Source organism: Streptomyces sp. NRRL S-1813 (assembly GCF_000719605.1).
GTDB lineage: Bacteria > Actinomycetota > Actinomycetes > Streptomycetales > Streptomycetaceae > Streptomyces > Streptomyces decoyicus.
In genome coordinates, this window is the sequence record NZ_JOHB01000001.1 from 1 (window position 1) to 22909 (window position 22909).

Annotated in this window: 16 protein-coding genes and 2 pseudogenes; 14 read left to right on the forward strand and 4 right to left on the reverse strand. The window is 72.9% G+C overall.

Annotation, left to right across the window (positions count from 1 at the left end; translation table 11 throughout):
* Positions 1-210: 210 nt before the first annotated feature.
* Entirely contained in the window at positions 211-1287 is a 1077-nt protein-coding gene (locus tag IF67_RS0100010) for a helix-turn-helix transcriptional regulator (RefSeq protein WP_030981083.1), read from the reverse strand.
* 54 nt (positions 1288-1341) lie between these two features.
* Between IF67_RS0100010 and IF67_RS38620 the strand changes: the two genes are divergently transcribed.
* Both IF67_RS38620 and IF67_RS0100020 read left to right on the forward strand, forming a co-directional pair.
* Complete coding sequence (locus IF67_RS38620; protein ID WP_078889191.1) at positions 1342-3090, forward strand: FAD-binding oxidoreductase; 1749 nt, start codon at positions 1342-1344, stop codon at positions 3088-3090.
* 109 nt (positions 3091-3199) lie between these two features.
* Positions 3200-6169 (forward strand): FAD-binding and (Fe-S)-binding domain-containing protein, encoded by a 2970-nt coding sequence (locus IF67_RS0100020; RefSeq protein WP_037838564.1) that lies wholly within the window; start codon positions 3200-3202, stop codon positions 6167-6169.
* A gap of 341 nt (positions 6170-6510) precedes the next feature.
* On the opposite strand, the gene IF67_RS0100025 is transcribed toward IF67_RS0100020, so the two are convergent.
* Both IF67_RS0100025 and IF67_RS0100030 read right to left on the reverse strand, forming a co-directional pair.
* On the reverse strand, positions 6511-7122 hold the full coding sequence (locus IF67_RS0100025) for a GOLPH3/VPS74 family protein (protein ID WP_030981086.1): 612 nt from the start codon (positions 7120-7122) through the stop codon (positions 6511-6513).
* Between the two features lie 335 nt (positions 7123-7457).
* Positions 7458-8342: a LysR family transcriptional regulator gene (locus IF67_RS0100030; RefSeq protein ID WP_030981087.1), complete on the reverse strand. Its 885-nt coding sequence runs from the start codon at positions 8340-8342 to the stop codon at positions 7458-7460.
* Positions 8343-8522: 180 nt separating this feature from the next.
* Between IF67_RS0100030 and IF67_RS0100035 the strand changes: the two genes are divergently transcribed.
* The 11 genes and pseudogenes from IF67_RS0100035 to IF67_RS0100075 all read left to right on the forward strand — a co-directional run bounded on the left by IF67_RS0100035 (position 8523) and on the right by IF67_RS0100075 (position 20087).
* Entirely contained in the window at positions 8523-9410 is an 888-nt protein-coding gene (locus IF67_RS0100035; RefSeq protein WP_051817530.1) for an EamA family transporter, read from the forward strand.
* 396 nt (positions 9411-9806) lie between these two features.
* The gene (locus IF67_RS0100040) at positions 9807-10610 is read left to right on the forward strand and encodes a TIGR03084 family metal-binding protein (protein ID WP_030981089.1); all 804 of its coding nucleotides are present in this window, start codon (positions 9807-9809) and stop codon (positions 10608-10610) included.
* Positions 10611-10699: 89 nt separating this feature from the next.
* Positions 10700-12430, forward strand: coding sequence for an acyclic terpene utilization AtuA family protein (locus IF67_RS0100045; protein WP_051817532.1), 1731 nt, complete (start codon positions 10700-10702; stop codon positions 12428-12430).
* On the forward strand, positions 12427-14025 hold the full coding sequence (locus tag IF67_RS0100050; protein WP_030981091.1) for an acyl-CoA carboxylase subunit beta: 1599 nt from the start codon (positions 12427-12429) through the stop codon (positions 14023-14025). Before IF67_RS0100045 ends, IF67_RS0100050 begins: the two co-directional genes overlap by 4 nt.
* A 7-nt stretch (positions 14026-14032) precedes the next feature.
* The gene (locus tag IF67_RS0100055) at positions 14033-15991 is read left to right on the forward strand and encodes an acetyl/propionyl/methylcrotonyl-CoA carboxylase subunit alpha (protein ID WP_037838565.1); all 1959 of its coding nucleotides are present in this window, start codon (positions 14033-14035) and stop codon (positions 15989-15991) included.
* A 75-nt stretch (positions 15992-16066) separates the two neighbouring features.
* Entirely contained in the window at positions 16067-17230 is a 1164-nt protein-coding gene (locus IF67_RS0100060) for an acyl-CoA dehydrogenase family protein (protein WP_030981093.1), read from the forward strand.
* A gap of 103 nt (positions 17231-17333) precedes the next feature.
* Positions 17334-17960 (forward strand): annotated as a pseudogene (locus IF67_RS44545) (RNA-guided endonuclease InsQ/TnpB family protein); the annotation flags it as partial.
* A gap of 146 nt (positions 17961-18106) precedes the next feature.
* Complete coding sequence (locus IF67_RS44550; RefSeq protein WP_234340961.1) at positions 18107-18352, forward strand: transposase; 246 nt, start codon at positions 18107-18109, stop codon at positions 18350-18352.
* A gap of 54 nt (positions 18353-18406) precedes the next feature.
* Positions 18407-18700, forward strand: a pseudogene (locus IF67_RS0100065) (AMP-binding enzyme); the annotation flags it as partial.
* Positions 18697-19467 (forward strand): enoyl-CoA hydratase family protein, encoded by a 771-nt coding sequence (locus IF67_RS0100070; RefSeq protein ID WP_030981095.1) that lies wholly within the window; start codon positions 18697-18699, stop codon positions 19465-19467. The pseudogene IF67_RS0100065 and the gene IF67_RS0100070, both read left to right, overlap by 4 nt.
* On the forward strand, positions 19455-20087 hold the full coding sequence (locus IF67_RS0100075) for a TetR/AcrR family transcriptional regulator (RefSeq protein WP_030981096.1): 633 nt from the start codon (positions 19455-19457) through the stop codon (positions 20085-20087). Before IF67_RS0100070 ends, IF67_RS0100075 begins: the two co-directional genes overlap by 13 nt.
* 436 nt (positions 20088-20523) lie before the next feature.
* On the opposite strand, the gene IF67_RS0100080 is transcribed toward IF67_RS0100075, so the two are convergent.
* Complete coding sequence (locus IF67_RS0100080; RefSeq protein ID WP_030981097.1) at positions 20524-21627, reverse strand: citrate synthase 2; 1104 nt, start codon at positions 21625-21627, stop codon at positions 20524-20526.
* 478 nt (positions 21628-22105) lie between these two features.
* On the opposite strand from IF67_RS0100080, the gene pdxH reads away from it, so the two are divergent.
* Complete coding sequence (gene pdxH, locus IF67_RS0100090; protein WP_037838662.1) at positions 22106-22729, forward strand: pyridoxamine 5'-phosphate oxidase; 624 nt, start codon at positions 22106-22108, stop codon at positions 22727-22729.
* The last annotated feature ends 180 nt before the right edge of the window (positions 22730-22909 follow it).

A 22909-nucleotide genomic window follows, 5' to 3' on the forward strand; every position in this document is an offset into this window, starting at 1 on the left:
ACCGGTGGCGGCGAGGGCGCCGAGCGCCTCCGTACGCACCTTGGAGGGGCCCGCGCCGAAGCGTCCGTCGGCGGGCTTGATGTCAGCGGGAATCTGGATATCAGCCACGGGGGAAGCCTAATCCGTCGCGCTGCGGGGCCCGGCGGCGCGTCCAGCGGGTGAGACGTCAGCCGCCCGTCCGGCGGACGGCCGGGGCGGAGTGCCACCCGCTCATGCGGACGGGGCGTCCGCCGCGTAGACGGCGGTGAGGGCGGCGGCGGCCTCGGCCATCATCTGCCGGGCCTCGGGCGGGTCGAGCACTTCGAGGGAGTCGCCGAACTGGAGCAGTTGACGGACGGCGGGGAGGACCGGGTAGGCCAGGTTGAGAGTGGCCCAGTCGTTTCCGGTGCCCTTGCCGGCCCCGGGGCCGGCCTCGTTCCCGGCGTCCTCGCCGCCCCCGGCGCCGGCCTCGTGCCTGGGGTCCTCGCCGTCTCCGGCGTCCTCGCCGTCGCCCGTACGGGGCGGACCGGTCAGTGCCCCGCCGAGGATCCGTACGGCGAGGTCGAGCCGGTCGCGGCGGATCCGGGCGGTCACCCGTACGTCCGCGGGCCGGTCCTCCACCTGGCGCCGCAACTGCTGCCAGACCTCCGCGAGCGCCACGCCCGCGCGGCGGCGTACCGGGACGTCGGTGAGGGTGGCCGACGCCACCCGGTCGGCCCGGAAGAGCTGCGGTCTGCCGCGCCGGTCCGCGACGAGGTACCAGGTGCCGGCCTTGGCCACGAGCCCGTAGGGGTCGACGGTGTAGGTACGCAGCCGGGTCTCGCCGCTGTGCCGGTAGCGGATACGGAGCCGGAGGTCGGTGAAGACCGCCGTATGAAGGATGCCGAGGTCCACGGCGGGGCGGGGGCCGCCCATCCACCGGTCCGGGTCGACCAGGATGCGGCTGCCGGCCAGTTCCGCGGCCGGGCGGTGCGGGGCGGGCAGCGCGGCCATCACCTTGCGCAGTGCCGAGCCGAGCGCCTCGTCCAGACCGAGGGCGGCGTGTGCGCCCTGCGCGGCCAGGATGAACAGGGCGCGTGCCTCGTCGGTGGTCAGGCCCGTGACGTCCGTGCGGAAGCCGGGCAGCAGCGCGATCCCGCCGTGCCGGCCGCGTTCGGCATAGACCGGCACCCCGGACGCCGACAGCGACTCGATGTCGCGGTAGACGGTCCGGGTGGAGACCTCCAGCCGCTCGGCGAGCTCCCCGGCCGGCACCCGGCCGCGGGTCTGGAGGAGCAGGAGGATCGAGAGGAGCCGGTCCGCTTTCACAGGCACATTTAAATATGACGGCGGGTGTCAAGTTATCGCGGCAGAGTGCGCGGCATGGAGAGCAATGACCGCACACCGCGCACCCGACAGAGCCGTCACACCCGTCACACGCGTCAGGCCCCTGGGGCCCGGCCCGGCGGCCCCGGCGGCCCCGGTGGCCGCACGGGTGTCACGACGGCCCCCGCCACTCCCGCAACTCCCAACACCACTTCCCACACCCCTCCGACTCCTGCCGCACTCGCCGAGCTCGTACGGCAGACCCGCGGCCCGGTCCTCGTCCCCGGCGACGCGGGATACGACGCCGAGCGGTCCGGATTCCAGCGGGCGTACCGGCACCGGCCGGACGTGATCGTCGGGGCGGAGTGCGCCGGGGACGTCGTCGCCGCGGTGCGCTTCGCCCGCGCCCAGGGGCTGCCGGTCGCCGTACAGGCCACCGGGCACGGGCTGTCCGCGGCAACTGACGGCGGGCTGCTGATCAGTACGCGGCGGATGTCCGGGGTGCGGGTGGACGCGGCGGCGCGTACCGCGCGGGCCGAGGCGGGCGTCGTCTGGGGACAGGTCGTCGAGGCGGCGGCCCCGTACGGGCTCGCGCCGCTCAACGGCTCCTCCCCGGGTGTCGGCGTCATCTCCTACACCCTCGGGGGCGGTGTCGGGGTGCTGGCCCGTACCTATGGCTTCGCCGCCGACCAGGTGCGGTCCGTCGACCTCGTCACCGCCGACGCGCGGCAGCTGCACGTCACGGCGGACAGCGATCCCGAGCTGTTCCGGGCGCTGCTCGGCGGTGGCCACGGCCTCGGGGTGGTGACCGCGATGGAGTTCGGGCTGGTGCCGGTGGCCCGGCTGTACGGCGGGCAGCTGGTGTTCGGCGGCGAGCGGATCGACGAGGCGCTGGCGGCGTATCTGCGCTGGACCGAGACCGTGCCGGACGAGCTGACGTCGTCGCTCGCGCTGATCGCGTACCCGGACCTTCCGCAGCTGCCCGAGCCGCTGCGCGGCCGCTACCTCGCGCAGATCCGGATCGCCTATACGGGGAGCGCGGAGGAGGGCGAGCGGCTGGTGGCGCCGCTGCGGGCGGTGGGGCCGCGGGTGAGCGACGAGCTGCGCGAGATGCCGTACGCCGACTCGCACACCATCCACCGGGACCCGAGCGATCCGCATGCCTATGACGGAGACAACGCGCTGCTCAGCGGGCTGGACGCGGCGGCGCTGCACCGGGTGGCCGCGCTGACCGGGCCGGCCGCGCCGACGATGTGCGTACTCCAGCTCAACCATCTCGGGGGTGCGATGGCGAAGCGGGGCGGGCCGGAGGAGGCGGCCGGTTCCGTCGGCCACCGGGACGCCCGGTTCGCGCTGCGGCTGCTGTCACCGCTGCCCGGAGCCGAGGCGGGCGATGACCTCGGTGCCGATAGGGGAGACGACCTCGGTGACGGCGACCTCGGTGCGGTCGGGCCCGGTGACGGCGGTCCTGGCTCCGGTGAGGCCGCCTCCGACGGGCCCGGCGCCGCCCTCGCGACCGTACGGGCGCTGCACGCCGAGGCGCTGGCGGCCGTCGCGCCCTGGCGGATCGGCCGCAGCGTGAACTTCCTCTTCGGCCCGCACGGGGAGCGGCCGGACGCCGCGGAGGTGGCGCGCAGTGTCCACGACGCCGACGCGCACCCGCGGCTGGCCGGGCTCAAGGCCCACCTCGACCCGGAGAACGTCTTCCGCTTCCACCCGTCCGGGGCCGCCGCGGCCGACCGTTCACCGGCCGACCGCACACCGGCCGACCGCACACCGGCCGCCGACACCCCCGTCCGCGACTGAACCCCTCACCCTGTCCCCTCACCGCTGTCCCCTCCCGGCCCGGTCAACCTCCCCCACGCACCGGCCTGCCGATGCCCCATGAACCCGCCCCAGTGGGCAGGCTGGAGACATGGCTGATCGTACGGAGACGGAGAAGCGGAACCTGGCGGATGAGTTGGCGGCCGCGGTACGGGGGGAGGTCTCGTTCGCCGCGGCCGACCGGGCACTGATGACGATGGACGCGTCCAATTACCGGCGGGTGCCCAGAGCGGTGGTCGCGCCCAAGGACGCCGAGGACGTCGCGGCGGCGCTGCGGGTGTGCCGGGAGCACGGCGTGCCGGTGGTGCCGCGCGGCGGCGGGACCAGCATCGCCGGGCAGGCGACCGGAGTCGGCGTGGTGCTGGACTTCACCCGGCACATGCGGCGGATCGTGTCGCTGGACGCCGCCGCCCGCACCGCCGTCGTCCAGCCCGGCGTCGTCCTGGACGACCTGCGGGCGGCGGCCGGAGCGCACGGACTGACCTTCGGACCCGACCCTTCCACCCACAGCCGCTGCACCCTCGGCGGCATGATCGGCAACAACTCCTGCGGCTCGCACTCGGTGGTCTGGGGCACCACCGCCGACAGCGTCCGCGAGCTGGAGCTGCTGACGTACGGCGGCGAGCAGGTGCGGGCCGGCCGCGGTACGGGCCCCACCGGAGCCCCGACCGGACTGCCCCCGCGGCTGCGGGACGGCGTCAAGGCCCTGGTCGACGGGGAGCTGGCGCTGCTGCGCACCGGCTACCCCGACCTCCCCCGCCGGATCTCCGGCTACGCGCTGGACGCGCTGCTGCCGGAAGCGGGCACCGACCTCGCCCGCGCCCTCACCGGCAGCGAGGGCACCCTCGGCGTACTGACCGAGGCGACCGTACGGCTGGTGGAGACCCCGGCGGCGCGGGCCCTCGCCGTCCTCGGCTACCCCGACGAGAGCGCGGCGGCCGAGGCCGCCCACACCCTGCTGCCGCACCGCCCGATGACCGTCGAGGGAATGGCCGCCGACCTGGTGGGCGACGCGGCCGGACTGCCCAAGGGCGGCGCCTGGCTGTTCGTGGAGATGGGCGGCGCAAGCCCCGGTGAAGCGGCGGCGCGGGCCGAGGCGCTCTGCCGGGCGGCGGCCGCGGACGGCGCCACCGACCACACCCTCGTCACGGACCCGGCCGACCAGCGCACCCTGTGGCGGATCCGCGAGGACGCCTCCGGCACCGCGACCCGGATGCCCGACGGCTCCGAGGCCTGGCCCGGCTGGGAGGACTGCGCCGTACCACCCGCCCGGCTCGGCCCGTATCTGCGGGACTTCCGCGCCCTGCTGACCCAGCACGGCCTGCGCGGCACCCCCTACGGGCACTTCGGCGACGGCTGCATCCACGTCCGTATCGACTTCGACCTGCTGACCGCGCCCGGCATCCGCCGCTTCCGGGAGTTCTCCTACGACCTGGGCGAACTGGTGGTGGCGCACGGCGGTTCGCTCTCCGGCGAGCACGGCGACGGCCAGGCCCGCGCCGAACTGCTCCCGAAGATGTACGGCCCCGAACTCGTCGGCCTCTTCGAACGCTTCAAGTCGCTCTGGGACCCGGCCGCCGGTCTCAACCCCGGCATGCTCGTCCGCCCCGCCCGGCTCGACGAGAACCTCCGCTTCGAGGTGCTGCCCGAGCGCCCGGTCCCGGTCGAGTTCGGCTACCCGCACGACAACGGCGACTTCTCCGCGGCCGTACGGCGCTGTGTCGGCGTCGCCAAGTGCCGTAATGCCGCGACCGGTCCGGGCTCGACGGACGTCATGTGCCCGTCCTTCCGCGCCACCGGGGAGGAGCAGCACTCCACCCGCGGCCGGGCCCGTCTGCTGCACGAGATGCTGGCCGGCGAGGTGATCACGGACGGCTGGCAGTCACCGGAGGTACGTGACGCCCTCGACCTCTGCCTGTCCTGCAAGGGCTGTCGCAGCGACTGCCCCGTAGGGGTCGACATGGCCACCTACAAGGCGGAGTTCCTGCACCACCACTACGAGGGCCGGCGGCGCCCCGCCGCGCACTACTCGATGGGCCGCCTCCCCCAGTGGCTGCACGCCGCGGCCCCCGCCGCACCCGCCCTCAACGTCCTCGCCCGTACGCCGCTGGCCGCCGTCGGCAAACGCCTCGGCGGGATCGCGCCCGAGCGCCCGATCCCCCAACTGGCCACCGAGACCTTCACCCGCTGGTGGTGGCGCCGCCGGAAGCCGGCGGCTCACGGGGCACCTTCCGAAGCAGCCCCCGAGGCCCCGTCCGGCCGCACGGTCATCCTCTGGCCCGACACCTTCACCAACCACCTCTCCCCGGAGGTCGGCCGGTCCGCCGTACGTGTCCTGGAAGCCGCCGGACTGCGCCCTCTCCTGCCGCCGACCGCGCCCCTGCGCGAGGCCGGAACCCTTCCCCTGCCGCGCCGCCACCGCCCCCTGTGCTGCGGCCTGACCTATGTCTCCACCGGCCAGCTCGACCAGGCCCGCGCGGTGATGCGCCGCACGGTCGAGATCCTGAGCCCGCTGCTGCGGGACGGCCACCCCCTGGTCGTCCTCGAACCGAGCTGCGCCGCCGCCCTGCGCACGGACCTGCCGGAACTCCTGGCCGACGATCCCCGGGCCGCCCGGCTGGCTGGTGCCGTACGGACCTTTGCGCAAGCCCTGGAAGAACTGGCCCCTGACTGGCAGCCCCCACGCATCGACCGCCCCGTCGCCGGCCAGACCCACTGCCACCAGCACGCGGTCCTCGGCGACGCGGCCGACCGCCGCCTGCGCGAACGCGCCGGCCTCACCGGCGGGCTGACCGGCGGCTGCTGCGGCCTGGCCGGCAACTTCGGCTTCGAGCGCGGCCACTACAAGGTCTCGGTCGCCTGTGCCGAGGATCAACTCCTGCCCGCCGTAAGGGATTCCACCGAGGGGACGGAGATCCTCGCGGACGGCTTCTCCTGCCGCACCCAGCTCGACCAGCTGGGCGACCGGCCGGGTCGTCATCTGGCGGAGGTGCTGGCGGAGGCGTTGGGGGAGTCGGGAGAGGTGGGGCGGTCGGGAGAGCCGGGACCCCTGGGCGCGTAGCGGGAAGGCACAGGGTGACCGACTTCCACGTCCTCATCGCCCGGCACCGTGCGAGGCACCGGCCGAGGCCGTGAAGGAGTGCGGGAGTCGCACTGCGCTTACGGGCTTGGCTGAGCCGCCGTTCCGGGCGGCCAGTAGCCGACGCGATTGCTGAACGGCCCTCCGGCAGGACGGCGTTCCGTCACACCCGCGACGGCTTACGAAAACTCCCGCCCCGGCCGCCATTCCCTGCCAGGACACGGCCGGAGCGGGCGGGACCACAAGGGGCCCTCGCACGTGCACAGTCCAAGAGAGGGCCGGGCGGTGGCCGGGCAGAGCGGACGTGGCCGTTCCTGCGGTCGTCATCCGTCCGGGCCGCGCCAGATATTGCTGAAGGCCTCCTCGTCGATGGCCCGTCGTTGGCGTTCGAATTCCAGCTCTCGCACCGCGTCATGGACGGCGGCGAGCACGGTGGCCACCGCCTCGTCGGCCACGTCCGGAGGGTTGTCCGTCCGCTCGCCGCGGAGCCCGAGGGCCGTGACAAGGGAGACGAGGACGGGCTCGCCCGAGGTCCAGCGGTCCGCCGCCTCGCGGCGAGCGGGCGTATCGGCCAGGGTCAACTCACCGGTCCGGAAGCGCATCCAGCGGCGGCGGGGCTGAGTGAGCTGCCCTTCCGCCTCAAGGGCGGCGAGATAGGCCGTGGCCAGGCCGCGGCCCCGGCGCCACAGCCAGTCGCCGACCGACTCGTACGGCGGTTGCTGGTCGAGCGACGACGCGGCTTCGTCCATGAGGCGATCCGCCACGGACGGCCGGTAGCCCGGCACGATGCGCTCGCCGTCCAGGCTGACGGCTTGCGCCTCCAGGAGGTCGATCAGCTCGGCTCCGGCGAGCGCGAGCGACAGGTCACCGCGCTCCACCGTGCGACTGGACTCCACGTCCATGGCAACGAACAACAGGTCCCGCGGTGTGGTCATGAAGGACTCCACGTCAGGGGCGTCAGGGGCGTCAGGAGCGATGCGTCGCCGAGCAACCGGCCCGGCATCCGGTGTGACGCCGAGCGGCACCGGGTGGGCCTCTCCTCCCGTCGGTGAGCGTTCCCTCCTACGAGCTTATGGAGCGAAGGCGGCAGCTGCATCCCACACCGGACCCCGCCCGCCGGGGGAGCACGCACCACGTACACCACAGACACCAGCACATCACGTACGCGCGTACACCACACCCACGCGTACACCGGGCCTACGTGTACACCATGCCCACGCGTACACCGCGCGCACCGCTTCAAGGGGCGCGCAGTGAGTGACGTCCTTGCTCAGCGGGTGCGCGGTGGGGCTCCGCCCGTGCCTCTCCCCATGACTTCGTGGGCCAGGGTGATCAGGTCCGGGATACGGGGATGGCCGGGGCTGTCGCGCCAGGCGATGACCACGGGGACGGCCGGGGCGTCGGTCAGGGGGACGTAGGCCATCGACGGGTGGGGGTGCATTTCGGCGGTGGCGGAGGTGGTGACGCCCACGGCGCGGCCGCCGGTGATGGCGGCGAGCCAGTCGTCGGTGTTGCCGATGGTGATCGTCGAGGAGGGGCGGGCCGACGCGGGCCACAGGTCGAGGGTGGTGGTGCCGGAGACGGTGTTGAGGGCGATGGTGCGGCCGGTCAGCTCGGTGAGGGAGAGGGCGGTGCGGTGGGCGAGCGGGTCGTCGGCGGGAAGGCCGGCGACCCTGGGCTCGGTGACGAGCTGCTCGGTGATCAGGCCGGGGGCACGGACCTCGCCGCGCAGCAGGGCGGCGTCCACGTCGCCGCGGGCGAGGCCGGCCGTGCGGTCATCGATGCGGAGGAGTTCGAGCGGGGTTTCCGGGTGCTCCTCCTGCCAGCGGCGCAGCAGGGCGGTGGTGTCCGTACCGGCGGCCGACCAGGCGTGGCCCAGGCGCAGGGGCCAGGCGGTGTGGTGTGCGTGGCCGAGCGCCCGGTCGAAGGCGGTCACCGCGATCGCGGCCTGGTCGCGGAAGGAGAGGCCGTCGGGGGTGAGCGCGAGGTGGTGGGTGGAGCGGTCGACGAGGTGGGTGCCCATTTCCTGTTCCAGCTGGCGCAGGGTGCGGGAGACGGCCGGCTGGGTCAGATGCAGGCGCTCGGCGGCGCGGGTGATGCTCAGGGTGTCGGCGATGGCGAGAAAGCAACGGAAATGACGCAGCTCGATGCTCATGCGTGCGGAGCATAACAACAGGGGAAAAGGCATTTCACGGACCGGAAGAAGGCCCCGTAGCGTGGTGGCGTGAACGCTTCGCCCGAGAGCCCCGATGGCCGTATCCCTGCCCCTCCCGTCCAGACCGTGCCTGCCGGTGACGGGGGGATTCCGCATCCCGTCCCGCCCTCGCCCGAGGTACTGACGGCCGAGGCCCAGGCCGGGACCCCCGGGCCGGCGGGTGCGCGCGGGCGGATCGTGTCGGTGGCGCTGGTCATCGGCGGGATCGTCTCGCTGCAATTCGGCTCGTCGGTGGCGGTGCTGCTGTTCCCGCGGGCCGGTGCGCTGGGCGTGGTCACGCTGCGGCTGGTCGCCGCCTCGTTGGTGCTGCTGATCGTCTGCCGTCCCAGACTGCGGGGCCACTCGCGGGGTGACTGGGCCACGGTGCTCGCCTTCGGCGTCGCGCTGGCCGGTATGAACTCGCTCTTCTACCAGGCGATCGACCGCATTCCGCTGGGTGCCGCGGTCACCTTGGAGTTCCTCGGGCCGCTGATCCTGTCGGTGGCGACCTCACGCAGGCTGCTGAGTCTGGTGTGGGCGGCGCTGGCGCTGGGTGGCGTGGTGCTGCTGGGGCGCGAAGGGTTCGACGGGCTCAACCTCACCGGCGCCGCGTTCGCGCTGGCGGCCGGTGGCCTGTGGGCCGCGTACATCCTGCTCTCCGCCCGTACGGGGCAGCGCTTCCCGCAGGCGGACGGGCTGGCGCTGGCGATGACTGTCGCGGCGCTGCTCAGCCTGCCGTTCGGCATCGTCAGTGCGGGCAGCGCCCTGCTCGACCCGGTCATGCTGGGGCTCGGCGCCGCGGTCGCCCTGATGTCGTCCGTGATGCCCTACACCCTGGAACTCCTCGCCCTGCGCAAGCTCCCGGCCTCCGGCTTCGCCGTGATGATGAGCCTGGAGCCGGCCGCCGCGGCCACCGCCGGCTTTCTCGTACTGCACCAGGCACTGGGCTGGGCAGAGGTGCTGGCCATCGGGCTGGTCGTGGTCGCGAGTGTGGGGGCGGTACGGAGCGCGACGGCGGGCTCGCACTGAGGTGGGCCGTGTTGTTCCCTGCGGCGGGCTCGCGGTGAGGTGAGCCGCGTTGCTCCCTGCGGCCACACCGCCCGCTGTCGCGCAGCCGTGACGGCACGCCCTCGTCGCTAGACGGGGACGCACCCTCGCCCCCAGGCGGGGGCGCACCCTGCTCCAGGGCGCGCCCCCGCCTGCCTCACGGGCGCGCCCTCGCCTGCCGCACTCGACCGCCCTGCCCCTCGGCGGCGCGGCATCGCCTCAGCGGCCATGTCGCAAAGGCATCGGCGGGACAGAAAATCATGCAGGCGTGCTTGATTGTTTCTTGCCACGCTGCCACTCTCGGACCCGTACCGCACCACAGCACCTGCCAACCTGCCCTGGCCGTCGGCCACATGGGGCTGATGAGGGGAGTGTCGCGTGTCCGATCCCGGCGCCGTACTGGCGGATCTCAGGGCGGAGAGCGAGGAGCTGGACGCGCTGGTCGCCGGGCTGCCGGCCGAGCGCTGGGCGGCCCCGACGCCCGCCGAGGGCTGGACCGTCAGCCATCAGATCGCCCATCTGGCCTGGACCGACCGGCAGGCGCTGCTCTCGGCCACCGACCCGGAGGGGTTCCTGCGGGCCGCGCAGGAGGCGCTCGCCTCGCCTCTGACCTTCGTCGACGAGGCTGCCGAGGCGGGGGCGAAGGTGTCGCCCGCCGAACTGCTCGCCGGGTGGCGCGACGGCCGTGAAGAGCTGCTGCGGGCGCTCGCCGCACGCCCGACGGGCGAGAAACTGCCCTGGTACGGCCCGCCGATGAGCGTGGCGTCGATGGCCACCGCGCGGCTGATGGAGACCTGGGCGCACGGGCAGGACGTCGCCGATGCGCTGGGTGCCGCCCGGCTCCCCACCGCCCGGCTGCGGCATATCGCCCGAATCGGCGTACGGACCCGCAACTTCGCCTATGCGACGCATCAACTCACCCCGCCCGACGAGGAGTTCCGGGTCGAGCTGCGGGCGCCGGACGGCACGGTGTGGGAGTACGGGCCGCCGGACGCTGCGCAGCGGGTGACCGGTGAGGCAGTGGAGTTCTGTCTGCTGGTGACCCAGCGGGCGCACCGTGCCGACCTGCCCTCCCTGCGGGCGGAAGGGGCGGACGCGGACCGGTGGCTGGGGATCGCCCAGGCCTTCGCGGGCCCGCCGGGGAAGGGCCGCGAGCCGTCGGGGAAGGGTGCCGCCTCGTGAGCGACGGCAGCCCCGCACGCGCCACGCACCCCAGCAACAGCACCACGCCCCCACGCGCCATCGACAGCTCCGCACACGCCACGCACCCCATGGAAAGCACCACGCCCCCACGCCCCATAGGCTCCGACCCCGCCACCCTCCGCATCGGCAACGCCTCCGGCTTCTACGGCGACCGCTTCGATGCGCTGCGCGAGATGCTCACCGGCGGCCCCCTGGACGTCCTGACCGGCGACTATCTCGCCGAGCTGACCATGCTGATCCTCGGCCGGGACCGTCTGAAGGACCCCGCCCGCGGCTACGCCAAGACCTTTCTGCGGCAGCTGGAGGACGGGCTCGGGCTGGCCGTCGAGCGCGGCGTACGGATCGTCACCAACGCGGGCGGGCTGAATCCGGCCGGACTCGCCGATGCCGTAAGGGAGTTGGCGGACAAGGTCGGGGTGTCCGTCCGTGTGGCGCATGTGGAAGGCGATGACCTGCTGGCGCGCGGGGGGTGGGGTGAAGGCGTGCTGACCGCCAATGCCTACCTGGGCGGCGGGGGGATCGCGGCGTGTCTGCGGGCCGGTGCCGATGTGGTGGTGACCGGGCGGGTCACCGATGCCGCGCTGGTCAGCGGCGCGGCCCAGGCGCACTTCGGCTGGCGGCCCGAGGATCTGGACCAGCTGGCGGGGGCGGTGGTCGCCGGGCATGTCCTCGAATGCGGCACCCAGGCCACGGGCGGCAACTACTCCTTCTTCGGTGATCACGACCTGCTGCGGCCCGGCTTCCCGCTCGCCGAGATCGCCGCCGACGGCAGCTCGGTGATCACCAAACATCCGGGGACCGGCGGCGCGGTCACCACCGGCACGGTCACCGCCCAGCTGCTGTACGAGACGTCCGGCGCCCGCTACGCAGGGCCGGATGTGACGGCGCGGCTGGACACCGTGCGGTTGATGGAGGACGGGCCGGACCGGGTCCGGATCGACGGGGTGCGCGGCGAGGCGCCGCCGCCGACCCTCAAAACCGGGCTGACCCGGCTCGGCGGCTGGCGCAACGAGGTCACCTTCGTCCTGACCGGGCTGGAGGTGACGGCCAAGGCCGTGCTGGTCCGCCGGCAGATGGAGGCGGCCTTCGACGCGGCGGGGAACCGCCCGGCCGAGGTGCGCTGGACGCTGGCCCGCACCGACCGGGACGACGCGGACATCCAGGAGGAGGCGAGCGCACTGCTGCGGCTGGTGGTGCGGGACGCCGACCAGGATGCGGTGGGGCGGGTGGTCAGCGGCGCCGCGATCGAGCTGGCGCTGGCCAGCTACCCCGGCTTCCATGTCACCGCGCCGCCCGGTAAGGGCACCCCCTACGGGGTCTTCGAGGCGGTGGCGGTGGACGCGGCCGAGGTGCCGCATCTGGCCGTACTGGCGGACGGCACCCGGATCAGCAGCCAACTGCCTGCAAAAACACGGGAGTTGGAGAGGGTGTCCGATCCGCCGCTCCCCGCGCCGCTGCCCGCCGGGGCCACCCGGCGTGGGCCGCTCGGCCGGGTCGCCGGCGCCCGCAGCGGCGACAAGGGCGGCTCGGCGAACGTCGGGGTGTGGGCCCGTACCGACCAGGCCTGGCGGTGGCTGGCGCACGAGCTGACCGTCGAGCGGTTCAGGGAACTGCTGCCGGAGACCGCCGGTCTGCCCGTCGACCGGCACGTACTGCCGAATCTGCGCGCGCTCAACTTCGTCGTCGACGGGCTGCTCGGCGAGGGCGTCGCGGCCCAGGCCCGGTTCGATCCGCAGGCCAAGGCCGTGGGGGAGTGGCTGCGCGCGCGGCACATGGACATACCGGAGGTGTTGTGGTGACCGTGCTCGCAACCGGGCTCGACCCGGCGGGTGCCGAGTACGCGGAGCGTCGTGAGGCGATGCTCGCGAAGCTCGCGGAGGTCGACGCCGAACATGCGAAGGCGACCGCGGGCGGCGGGGAGAAGTACGTCGCCCGGCACCGGGGGCGCGGCAAGCTGCTCGCCCGGGAGCGGATCGAGCTGCTCCTCGACCCCGATACGCCGTTCCTGGAGCTGTCGCCGCTCGCGGCCTGGGGCAGCGACTATCAGGTCGGTGCCTCGCTGGTCACCGGCATCGGCACGGTCGCGGGCGTGGAGTGCCTGATCACCGCCAACGACCCGACGGTGCGCGGCGGCGCCAGCAACCCCTGGACGCTGAAGAAGGCGCTGCGGGCCAACGAGATCGCGTTCGCCAACCGGCTGCCGGTGATCTCGCTCGTCGAGTCCGGCGGCGCCGATCTGCCCAGCCAGAAGGAGATCTTCATCCCGGGCGGGGCGCTGTTCAAGGACCTCACCCGGCTGTCCGCGGCCGGCATCCCGACCGTCGCCGTGGTCTTCGGCAACTCGACGGCGGGCGGCGCGTACGTCCCCGGGATGTCCGACCACGTGATCATGGTCAAGGAGCGCGCGAAGGTGTTCCTGGGCGGGCCGCCGCTGGTGAAGATGGCGACCGGCGAGGAGAGCGACGACGAGTCGCTGGGCGGCGCCGAGATGCACGCCCGCACCTCCGGGCTCGCGGACTACTTCGCGGTGGACGAGCCGGACGCGCTGCGCCAGGCCCGGCGGGTGGTCGCCCGCCTCAACTGGCGCAAGGCGCAGGACGACCCGGCCCCGGCGGCGCCGCCGAAGTACGACGAGGGCGAACTGCTCGGCATCGTCCCCGGCGACCTCAAGGCACCGTTCGACCCGCGCGAGGTCATCGCCCGGATCGTGGACGGCTCGGACTTCGACGAGTTCAAGCCGCTCTACGGGCCGAGCCTGGCGACCGGCTGGGCCGAGCTGCACGGCTACCCGGTCGGCATCCTCGCCAACGCCCAGGGCGTGCTGTTCAGCGAGGAGTCCCAGAAGGCCGCACAGTTCATCCAGCTGGCCAACCAGCGCGACATCCCGCTGCTCTTCCTCCACAACACCACCGGCTACATGGTCGGCAAGGAGTACGAGCAGGGCGGCATCATCAAACACGGCGCGATGATGATCAATGCGGTGTCGAACTCGAAGGTCCCGCACCTGTCCGTCCTCATGGGCGCCTCCTACGGCGCCGGGCACTACGGCATGTGCGGCCGCGCCTTCGACCCCCGTTTCCTGTTCGCCTGGCCGAGCGCCAAGTCCGCCGTCATGGGGCCGCAGCAGCTGGCCGGGGTGCTCTCGATCGTCGCCCGCGCGTCGGCCGCCGCCAAGGGACAGCCGTACGACGACGAGGCGGACGCCGGGCTGCGCGCCATGGTCGAGCAGCAGATCGAGTCGGAGTCGCTGCCGATGTTCCTGTCGGGGCGCCTCTACGACGACGGCGTCATCGACCCGCGCGACACCCGAACCGTCCTCGGCCTGTGTCTGTCCGCCCTCCACAACGCCCCGGTCGAGGGCGCGCGGGGCGGCTTCGGCATCTTCCGGATGTGAGGCAGAAGTGATCCGTTCCGTACTTGTCGCCAACCGCGGCGAAATAGCCCGGCGGGTCTTCCGCACGTGCCGTGAGCTGGGCATCTCCACAGTCGCCGTGCACTCGGACGCGGATGCGGGCGCACCGCACGTCCGCGAGGCGGACACCGCCGTACGGCTCCCGGGCGACGCCCCGGCCGACACCTATCTGCGCGGCGATCTGCTGGTGCGGGCCGCGCGGGCCGCCGGAGCCGACGCGGTCCACCCCGGCTACGGCTTCCTCTCCGAGAACGCCGCCTTCGCCGCGGCGGTGGCCGAAGCGGGCCTGGCCTGGATCGGGCCGCCGCCCGCCGCCATCGAGGCCATGGCGTCCAAGACGCGGGCCAAGGAGCTGATGGCGGGGGCCGGGGTGCCGCTGCTGGCCCCCGTCGACCCCGGGCGGGCCACCGGGGCCGATCTGCCGCTGCTGGTGAAGGCGGCGGCGGGCGGCGGCGGCCGCGGTATGCGGGTGGTCGAGGAACTGGACGCTCTCGAAGAAGAGTTGAAGGCGGCGGCCGCCGAGGCGGCCTCCGCGTTCGGGGACGGGGAGGTGTTCGTCGAGCCGTATGTCGTGGGCGGGCGCCATGTCGAGGTGCAGATCCTCGCCGATGCGCACGGGACGGTCTGGACGCTCGGCACCCGCGACTGCTCCCTCCAGCGCCGCCACCAGAAGGTCATCGAGGAGGCCCCGGCCCCCGGCCTCTCCGACGAGCTGCGCAGCACCCTCCACCGGGCCGCGGAGCAGGCCGCCCGCGCCATCGGCTACCGCGGCGCGGGCACCGTGGAGTTCCTGGTCTCCGCGGACGGCCGGGCGTACTTCCTGGAGATGAACACCCGCCTCCAGGTCGAGCACCCGGTCACCGAGGCGGTCTTCGGCCTCGACCTGGTCGCCCTCCAGCTGACCGTCGCCGAGGGCCGCCCCCTGGACGCCGAACCGCCGCGGCCGCACGGCCATGCCGTCGAGGCGCGGCTGTACGCGGAGGACCCGGCGGCCGGCTGGCAGCCGCAGACCGGCACCCTGCACCGGCTGGCGCTGCCCCACGGCGTCCGGCTGGACTCCGGTGTGACCGACGGCGACACCATCGGCGTCCACTACGACCCGATGCTGGCCAAGGTCATCGCCTGGGCGCCGAGCCGGGACGAGGCCGTACGGAAGCTGGCGGGCGCCCTGGAGCGGGCCCGCATCCACGGCCCCGTCACCAACCGCGAGCTGCTCGTACGGTCCCTGCGCCACCCGGAGTTCACCGACCCCGGCGCGCTGGACACCGGCTTCTACGACCGCAACCTTCCCGCGCTGACCGAGGCGGCCGCCGACGGGACGGGCGTCTTCGCGCTCGCCGCCGCGCTCGCCGACGCACACGGCCGCTCCCGCTTCGGCGGCTTCCGCAATGTCCCCTCCGGGCCACAGGCCAAGACCTACGCCTGCGCCGGCACCGAGTACGAGATCCGCTACCGGCTCGGCCGGGACGGGCTGTCGGCCGAGGGCTTCCCGGGCGTACGGCTGCTGGCTCTCGGACCGGACGAGGTGGTGCTCGAAGCCGACGGGCTGCGACGGCAGTTCGCGGTCGCCCGCTACGGCGACCGGGTCCATGTCGACGCTCCCCCCGCGCCCGGCGGGGGCGCCACCGCACCCGCCTCCTGCGCGTTCACCGCACTGCCCCGCTTCCCCGATCCCACCGCCCGTTCGGAGCCCGGCTCGCTGCTGGCGCCGATGCCCGGCACGGTCGTCCGGATCGCGGAGGGCCTCACCGAGGGCGCCCGGGTGGCGGCGGGGCAGCCGCTGCTGTGGCTGGAGGCGATGAAGATGGAACACAAGATCACCGCACCGGCCGCCGGCACCCTCACCGCACTCCCCGTCGGCCCGGGGCAGCAGGTCGAGGTGGGGGCGCTGCTGGCCGTCGTGGCCGAGACGGCCGCGGACGGGGAGGCCGTGGCGGACGCGGGCTGACCCCGGCCCGGCCGGCCTCCTCCGTACGCGCACCACCCGCACCTCACCCACCGCACACAAGGAGCCGTGACTGCCATGAGCAACCCTGTGATCGAGACCGAGGAACACCGCGCCCTGCGCGACGCCGTCGCCGCGCTCGGCAAGCGCTACGGCCGCGAATACTTCGCCCGTGTCGTGGCCGAGGGCGCACACACCGACGAACTCTGGGCGGAGGCCGCCAAACTCGGCTACCTCGGCGTCAACCTCCCCGAGGAGTACGGCGGCGGAGGCGGCGGCATCGTCGAACTCTCCATGGTGCTGGAGGAGTTGGGGGCGGCCGGCTGTCCGCTGCTGATGCTGGTCGTCTCGCCCGCCATCTGCGGCACGGTCATCGCCCGGTTCGGCACCGAGGAGCAGAAGCGGGCCTGGCTCCCGGGCCTGGCCGACGGCTCCCGCAAGATGGCCTTCGGCATCACCGAACCGGACGCCGGTTCCAACTCGCACCGCATCACGACCACCGCCCGCAAGGACGGCGGGGACTGGGTCCTCAACGGCCGCAAGGTGTTCATCTCGGGCGTCGACATCGCCGACGCCACCCTGATCGTCGGCCGCACCGAGGACGCCCGCACCGGCCGCCTCAAGCCCTGCCTGTTCATCGTCCCGCGCGAGACCCCCGGCTTCGGCCGCAGCCCGATAGCGATGGAACTCGCCGCCCCGGAGAAGCAGTTCGAGCTGACCCTGGACGAGGTCCGGCTGCCCGCCGAGGCGCTGGTCGGTGACGAGGACGCCGGACTCCTCCAGCTCTTCGCGGGACTCAACCCGGAGCGGATCATGACCGCCGCGTTCGCCCTGGGGATGGGCCGCTACGCGCTCGGCCGGGCCCTCGACTACGCCCGTACCCGCCAGGTGTGGAAGGAGCCCATCGGCGCCCACCAGGCCCTCGCCCATCCGCTGGCCCAGGCCCATATCGAGCTGGAACTGGCCCGGTTGATGATGCAGAAGGCGGCCCATCTCTACGACGCGGGCGACGACATGGGCGCGGGCGAGGCCGCCAACATGGCCAAGTACGCGGCCGCCGAGGCCGCGGTCCACGCCGTCGACCAGGCCGTCCACACCCTCGGCGGCAACGGCCTCACCCAGGAGTACGGCCTCGCCTCGATGGTCACAGCCGCCCGGGTGGCGAGGATCGCGCCGGTCAGCCGCGAGATGATCCTCAACTTTGTCTCGCACCAGTCGCTGGGGCTGCCCAAGTCGTACTGAGGGCGGGACTGCGCTTGTCGAGGAAGCGGAGTCGCTTGCGGAGCCTGCTGCGTTGTCAGTGGTTCGCGCTAGCGTGGTCGCATCATTTGGAAGGGGTCTTTCCATGCTGTCGGGCCGCAGGTACCGGCTTGAGCTGACGGATGAACAGTCCAAGCAATGCCTAGAGTTCGGTGACATCTGTCGCGCCGTGTGGAACACCGGCCTCGAACAGCGCAGGGAGTACCGTCGGCGCGGGGCATGGATGAACTACGTGCCACAGACCGCCGAACTCGCTGAGGCCAAGCGTGAACACCCCTGGCTAAAGGCTGCGCCGGCACAGGTACTCCAGCAGACCCTCCGGGATCTTGATCGGGCCTGTAATGCACACGGTACCTTCGGCGTCCGGTGGCGCTCGAAGGCGCGATGGTCTCCGTCGTTCCGCTTCCCGGTCGGCAACCTCATCACGGTGGAGCGGCTGGGCCGCAAGTGGGCGCGTGCCAAGCTTCCCAAGCTGGGATGGCTCCGATTTCGCTGGTCTCGTCCTCTCGGCGGAGAGATCCGTTCAGCGACCGTTGGCCGGAAGGGCAGTCAATGGTTCGTGTCCTTCCTCGTGGCCGAAGGGTGCGAGACTCCCCGGACGCATGCGATGCCGGACACCGCTGTCGGTATCGATCGGGGCGTGACGGTCGCGGCCGTCACCAGCGATGGCACCTTCCACGACCGGCAATTCATCGCTCCGCACGAGACGGCTCGGTACCGAAGGCTGCAACAAAAGCTGGTCCGGCAGAAGAAGGGATCCGCGAACAGAAAGCCGGACTCAACCGTGCCATCCTCGACAAGGGTTGGCACAAGCTGGAACTCGCACTGCGGAGCGCTGCTCGCCACACGGGCAGTCGGATTCTTCTCGTCAACCCCGCCTACACGTCTCAGACGTGCAACCGGTGCGGGCACGTGGACGCGAAAAGCCGCAAGAGCCAAGCGGTTTTTGAGTGCACTGCCTGCGGGCACCGGGACCACGCCGACGTGAACGCGGCCAAGAACCAAGGGGACGCGGGGCTCACGTTCCCAGCCTGTGGAGACCTCGGCATCAGCCGGTCCACGAAGCAGGAACCTGTAAGCCGGGCGACCGGCCGAAACCCCTGAGAAAGGGAATCCTCGCCGACCTTGGCGGGGAGGACGCCAAAAGGGCTACCAGGTCGCCTCGCCCCCGCCGACCTCGAAGCGCTGCTGCTCACCCACGACGCGATCGCCGACGCGGCGGTCATCGGAGTCCAGGACGAGGACGGCAACGAGGTGCCCACGGCGTTCGTGGTGCGGCAGCGGGGGGCCCGGCTGAGCGCGGACGAGGTGATCGCGTACGTTGCCGGACGAGTCGCCCCGTACAAAAAAGTGCGCCGCGTGGAATTCCTGGACAGCGTGCCGCGCGCCACCACCGGAAAGATCCTGCGGCGCGAACTGCGCGCCAGGGAAAGGAGTTCGACGGCCCGATGACCGACGCACCCGCGACACCGCTCGTGCCGCGTTCCCACGAACACGGCATCACCACCCTCACCCTGGACTCCCCGCACAACCGCAACGCCCTCTCCGCCCGCCTGGTCGCCGAACTGCACCAGGCACTCGAAGACGCCGCGGCCGACGACGCCACCCGCGCCGTCGTCCTCACCCACACCGGCGGCACGTTCTGCGCCGGCGCGGACCTCTCCGAGGCCACCTCGGGCGCGGCGAAGGACGGCCCGCTCGGCCTGGCCCGGCTGCTCCGCGCCCTCGTGGAGCTGCCCAAACCGGTCGTCGCCCGGGTCACCGGCCACGTCCGCGCCGGGGGCCTCGGCCTGCTCGGTGCCTGCGACATCTCCGCGGCCGGTCCGGACACCACCTTCGCGTTCACCGAGGCCCGCCTCGGCCTCGCCCCCGCCGTCATCTCCCTGCCGCTGCTGCCGCGGCTCGACCCCCGCGCCGCGGCCCGCTACTACCTGACCGGCGAGAAGTTCGGCCCGGCCGAGGCGGCCAGGATCGGCCTGGTCACGCTCACTGCCGACGACGTCGACACCGGCCTGGCCCCCGTACTGGACGGGCTGCGCAAGGGCTCTCCACAGGGCCTGGCCGAGTCGAAGAAGCTGGTCACCGCCGAGGTACTGGCCGCCTTCGACCGCGACACCGAGGCGCTCGCCGAACAGTCCGCCCGGCTGTTCGGCTCCGCCGAGGCCCGCGAGGGCATGACCGCCTTCCTGGAACGGCGGGCCCCGGCATGGGCGCGCTGACCCCCGCCCGCGGCCCCAAACAGCCCCAGCAGGAACGCAGCCGCGCCACCCGCCTCAAACTGCTGGAGGCCGCCGTCTCCTGTCTGGCGGAGCGCGGCTGGAGCGGCAGCACGGTCTCCGTGGTCGCCGAGCGGGCAGGGGTCTCCCGGGGCGCCGCCCAGCACCACTTCCGCACCCGCGAGGACCTCTTCACGGCGGCCGTCGAACATGTCGCGGAGAAGCGCCAGGGCGCGGTCAAGGCCGTCGCCCACAACCTGCCGCCGGCCGGTTCCGTCGCCCGCACCTGGATCATCGTCGAGGAGCTCGTCGGCCTCTACACGGGGCCGCTGTTCCGCGCCGCGCTGCACCTGTGGGTGGCCGCCTCCGACGAGGACCAGCTGCGTGAGCGGGTCACCGCCCTGGAGGCCCGCGTCGGCCGGGAGGCCCACCGTACGGCGGTGACGCTGCTGGACGCCGACGAGGCGGTGCCCGGCGTCCGGGAGACGGTCCAGGGACTGCTGGATATGGCCCGGGGGCTGGGGCTCGCCAACCTGCTGACCGATGACTCGGCTCGTCGCGACCGGGTCGTCGAACAGTGGGCCAAGATCATCGACTCTCAGCTCAGCGGTTCTGCCGCGTAGCGGCCTTCCCACGTTGTCGGCTGTCCCGCCGTTGCGCCTGCGGCGGGCCGGTCCGCTGCGCTTCGCCGTGCGCCCCACGTTTTTGGCTGTCCCGCCGTTGCGCCTGCGGCGGGCCGGGTCGCTGCGCGGGGCTGTCGGGTGCGGTGCCGCTCCTCCGGACTTCGTCCTGCGGCGCGTCCCCTCCCGTTGGGGGATGAGGGAAGGCTGGTGGGGGTGCTCGGGTGCTCCTTGTGGATCACATGGAAACGGCCACGTCGGTGGCCCGCCCCCACTCACGGGAGGGGACGGGCCGGAGGGGCCGGTGTGTGGGACGTAAAGCGAAGCAGTCCCACACACCGGCCCCGGAGGTCCGTCACCGCACCCGACAACCACGGACCCGCCCGCCGCAGGCGCAACGGCGAACAACCCCCACGGCGGGAAAACCAAAAACGTGGGATCAACGCGCCGCGAGGCCCTCGTACCCCGCGATCTCCTGCGGGCCGCGCGCCGCAGGCCCCACGTACCGGGCCGACGGCCGCACCAGTCGGCCCGTCCGCTTCTGTTCCAGGATGTGCGCGCTCCAGCCGGCCGTGCGGGCGCAGGTGAACATCGAGGTGAACATGTGCGCCGGGACCTCGGCAAAGTCCAGGACGATGGCCGCCCAGAACTCGACGTTGGTGGCCAGCACCCGGTCGGGGCGGCGGCTGCGCAGCTCGTCCAGCGCGGCTTTCTCCAGTGCCTCGGCGACCTCGAAGCGCGGGGCGCCCAGCTCCTTGGCGGTCCGTCGCAGCACCCGCGCCCGCGGGTCCTCGGCGCGGTAGACGCGGTGGCCGAAGCCCATCAGCCGCTCGCCTTTGTCCAGCGCCTGCCGGACATACGCGGACGCGTCGCCGGACCGCTCGATCTCCTCGATCATGCCGAGGACGCGGGAGGGCGCACCGCCGTGCAGCGGACCGGACATCGCACCGACCGCGCCGGACAGCGCGGCCGCCACATCCGCGCCCGTGGAGGCGATGGACCGGGCGGTGAAGGTGGAGGGGTTCATGCCGTGCTCGGCGGCCGAGGTCCAGTAGGCGTCGACGGCCTTGACGTGCTGGGGGTCGGGCTCCCCGCGCCAGCGCTTCATGAAGCGCTCCACGACGGTCTCCGCCGTGTCGATCTCCTTCTGCGGCACCATCGGCAGGCCCGGCCCGCGCGCCGACTGCGCCACGTACGACAGGGCCATGACCGCGGCCCGGGCAAGGTTGTCACGGGCCGTCGCCTCGTCGATGTCCAGCAGCGGCTTCAGGCCCCAAACGGGCGCGAGCATGGCGAGCGCCGACTGCACATCGACCCGGATGTCGCCGGAGTGCACCGGAATCGGGAACGGCTCGGCGGGCGGCAGACCAGGATTGAACGCCCCGTCGACCAGCAGCCCCCAGACGTTTCCGAAGGACACCTTCCCGACGAGATCCTCGATGTCGACCCCGCGATAGCGGAGCGAGCCACCCTCCTTATCCGGTTCGGCGATCTCCGTCTCGAACGCGATGATTCCCTCGAGTCCGGGTACGAAGTCGGACATCAGGCAGCTCCTCAAGATGGGGACGGCAAACGGTCCGTGACCGGCTGCCGTGCGGTCGGGTCTCAGGTGTGCGGTGCGGTCCCGGTGCGGTTACGCGGCTGCGCCGGGCAGCTCGCGGTCCGTACCGGTCACGCCGGTGATGCCCCGCCAGGACGTGGGGCACGCGGCGGTCTTGCCCGCGGTGGGTCGGACCGTGGGCAAGCAGGTTCAAAGTGGTGCGTCCTTCAGGCCGGACGGACACGATAGCTCTCCCTGTCCGGAGGCCACAGTGCTCCGCCCCCTCATTCTGGCGGGTCTCCTACCTGCGGGGAGGCGTGAGACTCGGCACAATGGTCGATCTGCCGACGGGAGGGTTACGGCTGGTCGACTAGGGGCAGACTTCCGCCCCTCCCGGCTGACCGCGCCGGGCCCGATGTTGCAAGATGAGGCCGTGCACCCCGCCGACGCGCCTCATGCCGAGACCCCCGATCCCTCCTCCATGCGTGCGCATTACCGCGCCGAGGGACTCGTCGAGTCCGACCTCGCCGCCAGCCCGTATGACCAGTTCGCGCGCTGGTTCAAGGACGCGACCGTGGCCGGCCTGCACGAGCCGAACGCCATGGTCGTCTCGACGGCGGACGCCGCCGGCCGGCCGAGCTCACGGACCGTCCTGCTCAAGGCGTTCGACGACCGCGGCTTTGTGTTCTTCACCAACTACAACAGCCGGAAGGGTCGTGAACTGGCCGCAAATCCGGCCGTGTCGCTGCTGTTCCCCTGGCACCCGCTCGCCCGTCAGGTCGTGGTGACCGGCACCGCGGAACGCATCGGCCGGGACGAGACCGCCGCCTACTTCCGTAGCCGCCCGCACGGCTCCCAGCTGGGCGCCTGGGCCAGCGACCAGTCCGCGCCGGTCGCCTCGCGCGACGAACTGGAGCGCGCCTACGAGGAATTGGCGGCCCGCTACCCGGAGGGCGAGCAGGTGCCTGCGCCGCCGCACTGGGGCGGCTACCGGATCGCCGCCGAGTCGATCGAATTCTGGCAGGGCCGGCTCAACCGGCTGCACGACCGGCTGCGGTATGTCCGCGAGGACGGTTCCTGGAGGGTGGAGCGCCTGGCGCCCTGACGCGGGCCCGTTTGCCTGACGGCACGCCCGTCGCCCTTCGCGGCTGCCCGTGGTGGGCAGACGCAGACGACCCGCGGGCTGGTTCCTCCGCGCTCGGTGGCGCAGAGGGCCGGTCGGACGAACCGGCAGCCCGCGGGTCGGGTGACTGCTTGGGATTGGCCGGCTGCGCATCTGCAGTAT